This is a genomic window from Streptomyces changanensis (genome assembly GCF_024600715.1).
Taxonomy (GTDB): domain Bacteria; phylum Actinomycetota; class Actinomycetes; order Streptomycetales; family Streptomycetaceae; genus Streptomyces; species Streptomyces changanensis.
The window spans coordinates 6,281,071-6,293,320 of record NZ_CP102332.1 but is presented as its reverse complement, the minus strand read 5'-3'; the positions used below and the strand labels follow the sequence as shown (position 1 = coordinate 6,293,320).

At 76.3% G+C, this 12,250-nt stretch carries 13 protein-coding genes and 1 riboswitch; of the genes, 3 read left to right on the top strand and 10 right to left on the bottom strand.

All coding sequences use genetic code 11. The features are described from left to right. Positions 1 to 47: 47 nt before the first annotated feature. The 5 genes from NRO40_RS27560 to NRO40_RS27540 all read right to left on the bottom strand — a co-directional run bounded on the left by NRO40_RS27560 (position 48) and on the right by NRO40_RS27540 (position 5,056). On the bottom strand, positions 48 to 1,688 hold the full coding sequence (locus NRO40_RS27560) for a phytoene desaturase family protein (protein ID WP_058940468.1): 1,641 nt from the start codon (positions 1,686 to 1,688) through the stop codon (positions 48 to 50). A gap of 66 nt (positions 1,689 to 1,754) precedes the next feature. Further along, positions 1,755 to 2,201, bottom strand: a complete 447-nt coding sequence (locus NRO40_RS27555; RefSeq protein ID WP_058940467.1) for an SRPBCC family protein — start codon at positions 2,199 to 2,201, stop codon at positions 1,755 to 1,757. A gap of 384 nt (positions 2,202 to 2,585) precedes the next feature. After that, positions 2,586 to 3,545 carry a class A beta-lactamase gene (gene bla / locus NRO40_RS27550; protein WP_058940466.1) on the bottom strand — a complete coding sequence of 320 codons (960 nt, stop codon included), beginning with the start codon at positions 3,543 to 3,545 and terminating at the stop codon, positions 2,586 to 2,588. Between the two features lie 158 nt (positions 3,546 to 3,703). Then, positions 3,704 to 3,907 (bottom strand): hypothetical protein, encoded by a 204-nt coding sequence (locus NRO40_RS27545; protein ID WP_058940465.1) that lies wholly within the window; start codon positions 3,905 to 3,907, stop codon positions 3,704 to 3,706. Positions 3,908 to 4,000: 93 nt separating this feature from the next. Beyond that, on the bottom strand, positions 4,001 to 5,056 hold the full coding sequence (locus tag NRO40_RS27540; protein ID WP_232790945.1) for a hypothetical protein: 1,056 nt from the start codon (positions 5,054 to 5,056) through the stop codon (positions 4,001 to 4,003). Between the two features lie 119 nt (positions 5,057 to 5,175). Between NRO40_RS27540 and NRO40_RS27535 the strand changes: the two genes are divergently transcribed. Further along, positions 5,176 to 6,057 (top strand): oxygenase MpaB family protein, encoded by an 882-nt coding sequence (locus NRO40_RS27535; protein WP_058940464.1) that lies wholly within the window; start codon positions 5,176 to 5,178, stop codon positions 6,055 to 6,057. Between the two features lie 190 nt (positions 6,058 to 6,247). On the opposite strand, the gene NRO40_RS27530 is transcribed toward NRO40_RS27535, so the two are convergent. From NRO40_RS27530 to NRO40_RS27510, 5 genes are all read right to left on the bottom strand, one after another. Continuing rightward, the gene (locus tag NRO40_RS27530; protein ID WP_058940463.1) at positions 6,248 to 7,027 is read right to left on the bottom strand and encodes an ABC transporter ATP-binding protein; all 780 of its coding nucleotides are present in this window, start codon (positions 7,025 to 7,027) and stop codon (positions 6,248 to 6,250) included. Beyond that, positions 7,024 to 8,037 carry a FecCD family ABC transporter permease gene (locus tag NRO40_RS27525; RefSeq protein ID WP_058940462.1) on the bottom strand — a complete coding sequence of 338 codons (1,014 nt, stop codon included), beginning with the start codon at positions 8,035 to 8,037 and terminating at the stop codon, positions 7,024 to 7,026. The genes NRO40_RS27530 and NRO40_RS27525 overlap by 4 nt, the downstream gene beginning before the upstream one ends. After that, on the bottom strand, positions 8,034 to 9,062 hold the full coding sequence (locus tag NRO40_RS27520) for an ABC transporter substrate-binding protein (RefSeq protein WP_198549251.1): 1,029 nt from the start codon (positions 9,060 to 9,062) through the stop codon (positions 8,034 to 8,036). The genes NRO40_RS27525 and NRO40_RS27520 overlap by 4 nt, the downstream gene beginning before the upstream one ends. 40 nt (positions 9,063 to 9,102) lie before the next feature. After that, positions 9,103 to 9,298, bottom strand: a riboswitch (cobalamin riboswitch). Between the two features lie 330 nt (positions 9,299 to 9,628). Further along, positions 9,629 to 10,000, bottom strand: a complete 372-nt coding sequence (locus NRO40_RS27515) for a cupin domain-containing protein (protein WP_058940460.1) — start codon at positions 9,998 to 10,000, stop codon at positions 9,629 to 9,631. 64 nt (positions 10,001 to 10,064) lie between these two features. Beyond that, complete coding sequence (locus NRO40_RS27510) at positions 10,065 to 10,415, bottom strand: MerR family transcriptional regulator (protein WP_058940459.1); 351 nt, start codon at positions 10,413 to 10,415, stop codon at positions 10,065 to 10,067. A 158-nt stretch (positions 10,416 to 10,573) separates the two neighbouring features. On the opposite strand from NRO40_RS27510, the gene NRO40_RS27505 reads away from it, so the two are divergent. Continuing rightward, positions 10,574 to 11,386 (top strand): aminotransferase class IV family protein, encoded by an 813-nt coding sequence (locus tag NRO40_RS27505; protein ID WP_058940458.1) that lies wholly within the window; start codon positions 10,574 to 10,576, stop codon positions 11,384 to 11,386. 591 nt (positions 11,387 to 11,977) lie between these two features. Next, entirely contained in the window at positions 11,978 to 12,208 is a 231-nt protein-coding gene (locus NRO40_RS27500) for a hypothetical protein (protein ID WP_157901780.1), read from the top strand. Positions 12,209 to 12,250: the final 42 nt, after the last annotated feature.

Genomic DNA, 12,250 nt, shown 5'->3' with positions numbered 1-12,250 from the left:
CCCCACGGCCGGGGCCGCGGCCCGCGTGCGGCGTCCGCCGCGGCCGGTCAGGCGTTGGGCCGCGGCCCGTCAGGTGTTCCGCCGCGGCCCGTCAGGAGGCGTTGTCCCGCCGACAGCAGGGTCGCGAACGGCGCGCCGCTCGCGTGCAAGGCGGCCCGCGCCGCGTTCGCGCCCGGCGCGCCGTGCACGCCTCCGCCCGGGTGGGCGGAGGCGGAGGCGAGGTACAGGCCCCGCACGGGGGTCTCGGGACGGCCGGTGCCGGGGACAGGGCGGAACACCAGCTGCTGGTGGAGCGCGGTCGTGCCACCGTTGACGGCGCCCCCGCGCAGGTTGGCGTCCAGGGCCTCCAGGGTGAGCGGGGTGAGCACCCGGCGGGCCCGTACCGTGCCGCGGAAGCCGGGCGCGAACCGCTCCACGACCGCCTCGATCCGGTCCGCCATGCGCTGTCCGTCGTCGGGTGTCCAGGCGCCGGTGATCCCGTCGGGCCCCGCGTCGCCGGTGATGGTGCGGGGCACGTGGGTGTACGCCCAGGCCGACTCGGTACCGGCGGGCGAGCGGGAGGGGTCGGCCGTGGTCATCTGGCCGAAGATGAGGAACGGCCGGTCGGGGACGAGGCCCATGGCGATCTGCGCGGCGAAGCGGGTCAGTTCGTCGACGCCGTCGGCGAGGTGGACCGTCCCGGCGCGTCCGGGCCCTTCGGTGGCCCAGGGCACGGGCCGGTCCAGGGCCCAGTCGACCTTCACCGTCGCGAAGTCCCACTGGAAGCGGCGCATGTCGTCGCGGACGCGGTCCGGCAGGTGCTCCCAGGCGACGAGCTCGCCGTAGAGGGCGGGCGCGGGCACGTCGGCGAGGACGGCCCGGCGTGCCGTGACGGTCTCGCCGTCGGCGGTGCGCACGCCGTGGGCCCGCCCGTCGCGGACGACGACTTCGGTGACGTGCCGTCCGCACCGCACGGTCACGCCGCGGTCGGCCAGGCGGCGGACCAGGGCGTCGGTGAGGGCGCCCGCGCCGCCGGTGGGGACGGGGAAGCCCACCGTCTGGCCGAGCATGCACATGAGCCAGCCGAAGCCGCCGCCGAGCGCCGTCTCCGGGGACAGGTCGGCGTGCAGGGCGTTCCCCGCGAGCAGCAGCCGCCCGCCGTCCCCGGCGAACGTCTCCTCGCCCATGCGCCGCGCGGGCAGCAGGGCGGTGCGCAGCAGGCGCAGCCCGTCAGGACCGCGCAGCCGGGCGGCGAGGCGCAGTCCGGACCGCACGGGCGGGAAGGGGGTGAACAGGGCGTCCAGCGCGTCGCCGCCCACCCGGTCCCACAGCGCGCACAGCTCCCGCCAGGCGTCGCCGTCACCGGGGGCGAAGCGCTCCAAGTCCTCGGCGGTGCGGTCCGGGTCGCGTTCCAGCACGGCGCAGCGCCCGTCCGTGAGCGGGTGGGCGACGACGGCCGGTGCGTGGCTCCAGGTCAGCCCGTACTCGTGCAGCCGCAGGCCCCGGATGACCGGGGAGGCGGCGGCGAGCGGGTAGAAGGAGCTGAACAGGTCGTTGACGTGGTCGGGGTGGACGCCGCGGTCGCTGCGGACGGCGCCGCCGGGCGCGTCCTGGGCTTCCAGGACGTCGACCGTCCAGCCCCGGTCGGCCAGGAGGTTGGCGGCGACAAGCCCGTTGGGCCCGGCTCCGATGACGACGGCGTCGGGCATGGGGGGTCCTTCCGCGCGGTGGTCCGGCGATTCGGGGGCGGGGCGGGGGCGGTCAGGCCGGTGCGGTCAGGCCGGTGCGGGGCGGGTCCCCTCGACGACCTCGGCGAGGCGGCGGAGCATGCGGCGGTGGCGGAGCTGGAGGAGCGCGTCGAAGACGGCGTTGTGGAGGCGCGCGCCGGGTCCCCGCAGGGGGTGCTCGTCGATGACGACCAGGGTCTCGTCGCCCCAGGGGGCGATCTCGATGGCGACGCGGGCGGTGCCGGTGGGTTCGCTCTTCACCTCCAGCTCCAGCCGGTGCGGCGGTTCCATCCTGCGGACGACCGTGGAGCCCGCGAACCGAGCGGGGCCGAGGGCGACGGTGTACCGCAGGGAGGAGCCGACCTCGGGCCAGTCGCCCTCCAGCGGCTCCGTGTCGTGCGTCCCGACGACCCACTCGCAGTACCTGTCCCGGTCGCTGAGCACGTCCCACACCGCTGCCGGCGGGCGCTTGATCACGTGCTGCCGTACGGCCATGCCTGGCTCCTCCGGGCGGTGGTCACCCGCGCGGGGCCGGGTGACCGAGCGTCGAAACGGACGCACCCCGGGTGTCCCGGAAGGCGGGTGATCAAACCCACCGCGCCGCCGACCCACCGGGTCGGCGGGGTAGCCGGGGTCGTGGGTACGGGGCCCCGGGGACCGGGTCGGGCGGGATACCGGCACGGCGGGTACCGACGCGGCGGGGGTGGGAGCGGGCGGCGTACCCACACCGGTGCGTACGCCGCCCGGGCCGGGCCCCGCCGGTCCGGGGTGACCAGCCCGGGGTGGCCGGCCCGGCGCCCCCTGTGAGGGAGTGGTCCCGGCATGCGGCCGGGACCACTCCCCGCGGCGGTCGTCGGCGCGGGGCCGGGCTCGCCCCGGTCAGCGCCCGAGGGCCCGCACGGCCGCGGCCGCCGCCTGGGCGACGAGCTCGTCGCGGCGTTCCGCGCCCTTCCGGTCGCGGCTGGACATGACGGCGATGACCAGGGGGGCGCGGCCGCCGGCCGGCCACACCACCGCGATGTCGTTGCGCCCGCCGTACCCGGCGGTGCCGCTCTTGTCGGCGACGGCCCAGCCGGCGGGCACCCCGGCGCGCACGAGGGTGGCGCCGGTGGTGTTGGTCGCCATCCACGTCCGCAGCTGCGCGCGCTCGGCGGGCTCCAGCGCGTCGCCGAGCAGGAAGGCCCGCAGGTCGCGGGCCATGGCGCGCGGGGTACTGGTGTCGCGGACGTCGCCCGGCCTGCCTTCGCTGAGGTCGGTCTCGCGACGGTCCATCTCGATCACGTCGTCCCCCAGGGCCTCCAGCTTCCGCTCCAGGCCGTCGGGGCCGCCGAGGGCGTCGAAGAGGAGGTTGGCCGCCGTGTTGTCGCTGTACCGCAGGGCGGCGGCGCACAGGTCCCGCAGGCTCATCCCGGTCCCGGTGGCGCCCTCGGTGACGGGCGAGTGGCCGACCAGGTCGTCCCGCGAGTAGCGGATCACCTCGTCGAGGCCGTCGAGTCCCCGTTCGCGCAGGAGGACGCCGACGGCCAGCGCCTTGAACGTCGAGGCGTACGCGAACCGGTCGTCGGCCCGGAAGGCGACCTCGCGCCCGGTGCCGGTGTCGACCGCGTGGACGCCGAGGCGCGCGTCGAACCGGCGCTGGAGGTCGCGGAACGCACGGTCGGCGGTGGCCGCGGCGGCGCCCGGTGATCCGGGGGCCGCGGACGTGCGGGCGGGGGCGGGTGTGGCGGCGGGGGCGTGATCGCCCGCCGCGCCCGGTCCGCACGCCGGGAGGAGGACGGCGAGGGCGAGGACGCCGGCCGCCCGGGCGGCGCCCGGGCGCGGGCGGGATCGGGGTGTCATCGGGTGGGCCTCCACGGGGTCGGGAGCGGCGTGAGAGCGGGTGCCGGGGCCGTCGCCCGGCGTCGTCCACCACTCTCCGCCCTGCGGCCCCCGCCCGTCCGAGGCGCGCCCGACCGGCGCCCGGCGGGGCACCGCGCCCGGTGCCTGCCCGGGCGTGGTCAGGAGCCCGCGCCGGGGCGGTCCCCGCGGTCCGGGCGGACCGACTCCTGGGCGGTCGGGCTGGGGGTGAGGGAGTCGGCGGCCTCGCCGTCGTCCTCGTCCGCCTGCCCGTCGTCGAGACGGAGTTCCGCCTCCTCGAACTCGTGCAGGACCTCGTCGGTGGCGGTTCGCGGCTGGTGCTCGTGCTTGTCCGTGGATTCCATGGGGTTCGTGTTCCTCGCGGTGCGCCGGCCCAATCCGCCCCGCTTGGAGACCCTGACGGAAGTCGTCGACCAGGTGGCCGTCGGCCTGCGTACTCATCGGTCGGGTCGTGGGGAAGCGTGAGCCGCCGCCGTGGACCATGTCGGACGAGAAGGGGTCCGGAGCCAGTACGAGCGGGCGGCGACAGCCAGCGCGGCTCCGTAGACGGCGAACGCGGTCATGCCGATCCAGGCGACCAGCAGCGCGTCGCTCGAGGAGTGGAAGTCGCCTCGCCGCATCGTCACCACGCCGGCCGTCGCCAGGGCCGCGTAGCCGACACCGAATACCCCGTACGGAACCAAGGTGGCGGCGCCTGTCAAGGCCGGGGCCAGAGGAAGCCAGCGGGGGACGCGGCGGCCGCGCAACCACAGCGTCCAGCGCGGGAAGACCTGGCCCCACGGACGGACCAGGCCCCACAGCAGGAAGGTGCCGAGCGCGGCCAGCAGCACGGTGGCGTCCAGGCCCCAGGACTCCAGGGCGAGCCATGGTCCCGACGCGCCGTTGCGCTTGGAGACGGCGAGCATTTCCTCGCAGGTCATCCCGGCGAAGGTGCCGCCGGACGCCCAGACGAGCTTCATCGCCGCGTAGGGGAGAAAGGCCGCCGTCCCGGCGCAGGCGGCGAGCTGGACCGGCCCGGAGGCGGCGGAAGGGGCCCGTACGACGGCCGCGTCGGGCGTGCGGCGGACGGACCGGGCACGGGCAGTGGCCGCGAGCAGCAGGGCCCCGGCCGCCGCCAGCGCGTGGTTCGCCGCGGCCACGCCGTTGTCCACCCCCTGACCGAACACCAGGGTGATGACGTCCATCAGCAGACCGAACGCGGCCATCCCGGCCGGCACGCAGAGCACCCACAGCAGCACCCGCCACGCAGGCCGCAGTCCGTACCGCGCCACCGCACCACAGGTCAGGGCCGACAGCGCCCCCACCCCCGCGACCCCCCAGCCCAGCGCCGAGGGTCCCGGGGCGCTGCCCAGGTAGAGCGGCGGCGTCCCGCTCACCGCGCAGGCCAGGCCGAAGCCGGCGTACACCACCGCCCACACCATCGTGGCCCGGCCCACCCAGCGCGGCCCCCGCGTGCGCCGCGGCGCCCTCGTCGTCCCTGTCCCACTGATCATGCATCGACCGTCGCATTGACCACGGCCGCGCGACGTCGACTGCTGGAACGAGCTCCCTCCGCCTGCCGGGTGAGCCCCTGCTACGCCTCAGGTGGGGCGGAAAGGTGGACACTTGAAGCATGGACGTCTGCGTGCCCGGGCTCGCGGGCGGGCGGGAGAGACTCGGCCGCGCGCTCTTCACCCGCGTCGCGGGACCCGAGGGCGAGGCCAACCGCGCACGGATCCACGGCACGCCGGGGCCGCGCTGGTTCGGTCCGGACCGCCCGGTGCGGACCGTCCACGGCGACGCCGCGATGTTCGTCGGCGGACTGCGGGCGCTGCTGCTCCAGTCCCTGCACCCGCTCGCCATGGCGGCGGTGGCGGCCCACTCCGGCTACCGGGGCGACCCGTGGGGGCGGCTCCAGCGCACCAGCACCTTCCTCGCGGTCACGACGTACGGCACGGCGCGGGACGCGCAGCGGGCGGTCGACCGGGTGCGGGCGGTGCACGAGGCGGTACGCGGGCGGACCGCCGGGGGCGCCGCCTACCACGCCGCGGACCCGCACCTGCTGGAGTGGGTCCACGTCGCCGAGGTGGACAGCTTCCTCACCGCGCACCAGTGCTACGGCGCCCACCCGCTGGACCCGGACGGCTGTGACGCGTACGTCGCCGACACGGCGCGCGTGGCGGCCGCGCTGGGCGTGCCGGACCCGCCGCGGAGTCGGGCGGCGCTGGCCGAGCGGATGGCCGCGTACCGGCCGGAGCTGACCGCTTCGGAGGAGGCGCGGGAGGCGGCCCGGTTCCTGCTCCTGCACCCGCCGCTGCCGTGGGCCGCCCGGGCGCCGTACGCGCTGCTGGCGGTGAACGCCGTGTCGCTCCTGCCGCCATGGGCGCGCGCACCGCTCGGCCTGCCGTCCCTGCCGCTGCTGGAGCGGACCGCCGTGCGCGCCTCGGGCCGGGCCGTGGTCGGGACGATCCGCTGGGCGCTGCCCCCGCGTCCACCCGCCGCCGACGTCGCCTGACCCACCGCTCGTGACCTGCGGCTCCGCGACCGGCGCTTTCCGAGCGGCGCCCTCCTGACCGGCGCGCGCTTCCCGACCGGTGCCCTCCTGGCCGGCGCGCGCTTCCCGACCGGTGCCTCTGACCGGCGGCTCGTGATCGACCGCCCATGAACGGCGGCTCGCGACCGGTGGCTCGCGACCGGTGGGCCGCTCAGCGGCCGCGCGTGAGGGTGCCGAGGACGCGGACGTGGGGGCGGTCGCCGTCCGCCGGGACGGTGATCTCGGCGCGCACCCCGTAGACGTCGGCGACGAGCGCCTCGGTCAGCACCTCGGCGGGCGTGCCGGCGGCCACGACCCGGCCGTGGGCGAGGACGGCGACCCGGTCGCAGTACATCGCCGCGAGGTTGAGGTCGTGCAGGGCGACGACGCTGGTGACGGGCAGTGCGGCGACGAGGTCCAGCAGGTCGAGCTGGTGCTGGATGTCGAGGTGGTTGGTCGGCTCGTCGAGGAGGAGCTCCCTCGGTTCCTGCGCGAGGGCCCGGGCGATCTGGACGCGCTGCCTCTCCCCGCCGGACAGGGTGTGCCACGACTGGTGCGCCCGGTCGGTGAGGCCGGTGCGTTCCAGAGCCGTCCGCACGGCCTCCTCGTCGGCGGGCACGGGCGGCGTCCAGGCGCGGCGGTGCGGGATGCGGCCGAGGCGGACGACGTCCGCGACGGTCAGCTCGACGAGGGTGTCCGACTGCTGCTCCACGACGGCGACGCGCCGGGCGACGTCCCTGCGGCGCAGGGCGGGCAGCGGCAGCCCGTCGAGGGTGACGACGCCCGAGGCGGGTGCGAGGACCCCGGCGAGCAGCCGCAGCAGCGTGGACTTGCCGGAGCCGTTGGGCCCGAGGAGCCCGGTGACGCCGCCGGGCTCGGGGCCGAGGCTGACGCCGTCGAGGATCAGCCGGCCCCCGGCGGTGCGGGTGACGCGGTCGGCGGCGAGGGTCACCGGGCGGCCCTCCGGGTCCGGTACAGCACGAGGACGAAGGCCGGTACGCCCAGCAGGGACGTCATGACGCCCACCGGCACCTCCTGGGGTTCGAGGACGGTGCGGGCGAGGGTGTCGATCCACACCAGGAAGACGGCCCCGCCCAGGGCGGTGGCGGGCAGCAGCCGGGCGTGCCCGGGGCCGACGAGGGCGCGGGCGGCGTGGGGCAGCACCAGGCCGACGAAGCCGATGGCGCCGGCCGAGCTGACCAGGGCGGCGGTGAGGAGCGCGGTGGCGCACAGCAGGACGAGGCGGGTGCGGCCGACGTGCACGCCGAGGGACGCCGCGGCGTCCTGCCCGAAGGCGAACGCGTCGAGGGTCCTGCCGTGGGCCAGACAGACGGCGAGGCACACGGCGAGGACGGCCGCGCACAGCCACACGTCGTCCCAGCCGGCGCCGCCGAGCGAGCCGAGCAGCCAGAACAGCACGCCGCGGGTGGTCTCGGCGTCGGCGGAGGTGACGACGACGAAGGAGGTCAGCGCGGAGAAGAGCTGCATCGCGGCGACACCGGAGAGGACGACCCGGTCGGTGGTGCCGCCCAGGACATGGCTCAGCAGCAACATCAGGGCGAAGGAGCAGACCGCGCCGGCGAAGGCACCCGCGGAGAGCGACAGCGCGCCGCCGCCCGCGCCGAGGACCACGACGAGCACGGCGCCGGTGGAGGCGCCGGAGGAGACGCCGAGGACGAAGGGGTCGGCGAGCGGGTTGCGCAGCAGCGACTGCATGACGGCGCCGCACACGGCGAGCCCGGCCCCGCACACCGCGGCCAGCAGGGTGCGGGGCAGCCGCAGGTTCCACACGATGCCGTCGCGGATCGGGGACAGCCCGGAGGGGGCGCCGCCGAGGTGCGAGGCGACGACGGACCACACGTCGGCGACGCCGAGGTCGGCGGGGCCGACGGTGATGGTGAGGGCGACGGAGACGGCGAGCACCGCGAACCCCGCCGCCGAGCGCAGCAGGGCGGCGGTCACCGGGACAGCCCGAACCTGCGGATCGCGGCGGCGACCTGCTCGATCCCCTCCACGGTGCGGATCGTCGGGTTCATGGCCTGGCCGCTGAGCAGCACGTACCGCTTGTGCCTGACGGCGTCCATGTTCCTGGTGACCGGGTTCGACTCCAGGAACGCGATCTTCTTGGTGGCGCTCTCCGCGGTCTGCGACCGGCGGGTGAGGTCGCCGATGACGAGCACGTCGGGGTCGCGATCGGCCACGGTCTCCCAACTGACCTGCGGCCACTCCTCCGTGGTGTCGTCGAGGACGTTCCTCGCGCCGAGCGTGCGGGTGATGACGCCGGGCGCACCGCAACAGCCAGCCATGTACGGGGACTCGGCGTTGGCGAACCAGTACATGAGGGTGACGTCCGACGCGTCGAGGCCCTTCTTCGCCGCGGCGGTGCGGGCGTCGAGCCGCTCGACGAGCTCCTCGCCGCGTTCCTCGACGCCGAAGACGCGGGCGAGGTCGCGCACCTCCCGGTGGATCGTCTCCATGGTGAGCGGAGCGGTGCGCACGCCGTCACCGCCGCCGGTGTTGTCCTTGCCCGCGCAGTCCGACGGGGAGAGGTACGTCGGCACGCCCAGCTTCTCGAACTGGTCGCGGGTGGCGACGCCACCATTGCCGAGGGTGGAGGCGAAGGAGGCGGCGACGAAGTCCGGTTCGGTGTCGAGGACCCGCTCGAACGAGGGGTTGTTCTCCGCCAGCCGCCGGACGCGGGCGTTCTCCTTCTCCAGCCCCTTCATCACCGGGTCGGTCCAGGTGGCGGTGCCGGCCATGCGGTCGGCGAGGCCGAGGGAGAGCAGCGTCTCCGTGGTGCCCTGGTTCAGGGACACGGCCCGGCGGGGACCGTCGCCGCGGACCTCCACCTCGCGCCCGCAGTTGTCGAGGGTGCGGGCCGCGCCGGAGGCGGACGCGGACGGGCCGGAGGCACCACCGGCGCATCCGGTGAGCAACAGGGCGCCGCAGAGCAGGGCGGCGGGCAGGCGGTGCTGGCGTGGCGGCAGGGGCACGGGGCGTCCTCGGTTCGTGGCCCATGCGCGGGGCCGTCCGTAACGGGCGCCAGCAGGTCTTCGGACTCGGGATCGACCGGACGCGGCGCCTTCCCGGGCCGGTCAGTGCCCAGTGGCTCGTGCTGCCGCGCCCGTCACCCTCACCGCTGCGCGTCAGTTCCGGATTCGCACCGGATTCCCTGACCCAGGTACCGCGGGTACTGAGTTCGACTGGCCACGGCAAGGTAACACGGTGGTCGCAGGCCGCAACCGGCCGGGCGGGCCCGCGGCCGGGCGGGGTGTCGACGGGCGTCGGTCGGCGTGCGTCGGCGTGCGTCGGCGGGACCCGGTGGGAGGCGGGCGCCGGCGGCCGGCGTCGGCGGGGGCGGGCGGGCCCCCGCGGGCGCCGGCGGGCGGGCGTGGGCGGGATCGGCGATCCGGGCGCGGCGGGCGTTGGCGGGCGGGGGCTCAGCGAGCCGGACACCGGCAGGCAGGTGTCAGCGGGTCGGATGCCTACGGCAGGTGTCAGCGGGTCGGATGCCTACGGCAGGTGTCAGCGGGCCGCGCGCCGGCGGGCGGGATCAGCCGGCGGACCGGGCGTAGTCGCCGAAGCCCGTCCAGTCCAGGGCGACGCAGGGCTCGTCCCCCAGCACCCAGGCGTCGTGGCCGGGCTCGACGGTGAAGAAGTCGCCGGGCCCCACCTCGGCGCTCTCACCGCCGCCGTCCATGACGATCCGCATCCGGCCGCTGACCACGTAGCCGGTGTGCGCCGCCTGGCAGCTGTCGGTACCGGCGAGCGGCCTGACGTGCTCGGTCCACCGCCAGCCGGGTTCGAAGACGGCACGCCCGACGGGACCCTGCCCCGTCGTGATCAGGTCCAGCCTGCCCTTGCCGTCCTCGAAGGGACGGGTCTCGTCGGCGGCGTCGAAGTTCCTGCAGACGATGGCTGTCATGGTGCGCCTCCCCGGGAGAGGGTCGGTCCCCGAGTCCTCCTCCAGGCTACGCCGCGCCGGTGCGTCAGGGGTGCTCCAGGTAGCGGGCGAGTGTGCCGCGGCTGCGGCGGAGGGCGTCGATGCGTGCGTCCGCGGCCGCCAGCTCGCCGTGCAGGACGTCCCGGATCTCGGCGCACCAGTCGAAGCCCAGGCCCGGCCCCTCACCCCGGGCGCAGGGCAGGACCGTGCGGATCACGTCCGTGGAGAGCCCGGCGGCGAGCAGCGCGCGCACCTGCCGGACGGTGGGCACGGCGCCCTCGTCGTAGTCGCGGTACCCGTTGCCGCGCCGGACCGAGGTGAGCAGCCCCTGCGCCTCGTAGTAGCGCAGCAGCCGCGTGGCGACGCCGGTACGCCGGGACAACTCCCCGATCAGCATGGCCCCCTGCCTTCCCCGCCTTGACCTTCGCACCAGTGTGAAGCCCTAACGTCGGTTCGGGGCGCGGGAATTCCACCGCCGGTCCCGCGCCCGCGCCACCTCCACCGCCACCGGCCCCTCTCCCCCACCTCACACCCCTCACGCACCAGGAGTGATCCATGACGTCCACGACCTCGTTCGCCGTGCACCGCGACGGCCGGGCCTCGACCGCAGCGGAGCTGGCGCCGCTCGCCTTCGCCGGGTACGCCCACTTCACCGCCGCCCAAGTGCGCGGCGGTCGGATCCGCGGCCTCGACCTCCATCTGGAACGGCTGCGGTCGGCTTCCCTTGAGCTGTTCGGCCGGGCGCTGCCCGACGCGACGGTCCGGTCCCACCTGCGGACCGCCCTGGAGGCGGGGCCCGCGGACGTCTCGCTGACCGCCACGGTCCACTCCCCGGCGGGCGAGTTCACCGTGGCCGACCCGGACGAGACACCCGCGCTGCTGGTCCGTACCGGGCCGCCGGCGCACGGACCCGCCGGCCCGCTGTCGCTGGAGCCGGTGACGCACGAGCGCTTCCTGCCGACGGTCAAGCACGTGGGCGAACCGGCCAAGACGCACCTGCTCCGTCGGGCCGCCGCACAGGGCTTCGACGACGCCGTGTTCCTCGACCGGCGGGGCCGGCTCAGCGAGGCGACGATCTGGAACCTGGCGTTCTGGGACGGCACGTCGGTGGTGTGGCCGGTGGCCGACATGCTCCACGGCACGACGATGGGCGTGCTGCGGCGCGCCCTGCGCCGGCTCGGCGTCCCGCAGCGCCGGCAGGAGGTCACCGCCGCCGACCTGCCCGCGCTGGCCGGGGCCGTCGTCATGAACTCGTGGACGCCGGGCGTCCCGGTCCACCGGATCGGCGCCGCGGAACTGCCGGCGGCCCCGTCCTTCGTGGACCTGCTCCACCGCGCGTACGCCTCCGAACCACCCACCGCCCCCTGACACCCGGACAACCGGGTCTTCCGGCTCGCCGGAGCGGGTGCGCGCCGGACGCGGCGGCCCGGTGGATCACCGAACCGCCACCCGAACCGCCACCCGGACGGCACCCCGTCCGCGCACGGCCGGGCACCGCGCACCGTGCATGGCGCCTCGTGCGGGCGCGGCCCCGGACGGGCCCGGGCGGGCGGCCTGTACGGCACCCGTGCGGGCCTGTACGGCGGGGTGTGCCGTGGGGCGCGTACGGCGGCCGGTGCCGACGGTCCGTGCGGCACCCCGTGTCGTCGGGGGGTTCTTGCGGCACCCGTGTCGGCGGGAGGACGGCGCCGCCCCCGACACCCACCGCTCCGGGGCGCCGAGTACCGGGCGGGTGCCGCGGACCCGTTCGAGCAGCCCGGGGCGCGCGGACCGCGCCCCGGCGCGTGCGCCGGGGCGACACTGGCGCGTGCGAGGAGCGCGCGGCAGGGCACGTACCGGTGTCCGTACATCCATCCGGGCGACGGTGGTGCGAAAACGCGGACGCCGGCGGGCCGCGGGTGGGAGCCTCACCGACTGACCAGCCGCCGTGCGGGCGGCGTCCGGAGAGGAGTTCCCCAGGTGACAGGCAGCAGTATGCGGGTCGGTGGACGGCGGGTCGCGGCCGTCCTGGCCATGGGCGGCGGGCTCATGCTCGGACCGGTGGTCCCGGTCCAGCCGGACTCGCCCGACGGGCTGGGACTGTCGGCACGCACCACCACCGCCGACCGCCTCACCGAGCCGGTGTCCGCAGCCGTGGGCACGGCGGAGGACCTCACCACCCTCACCCCGCCGGGTGGCGGGAGCGCCTGACGGACCGGCGTCGGTCACGGGCCTCGGGCGGCCGACTGCTTG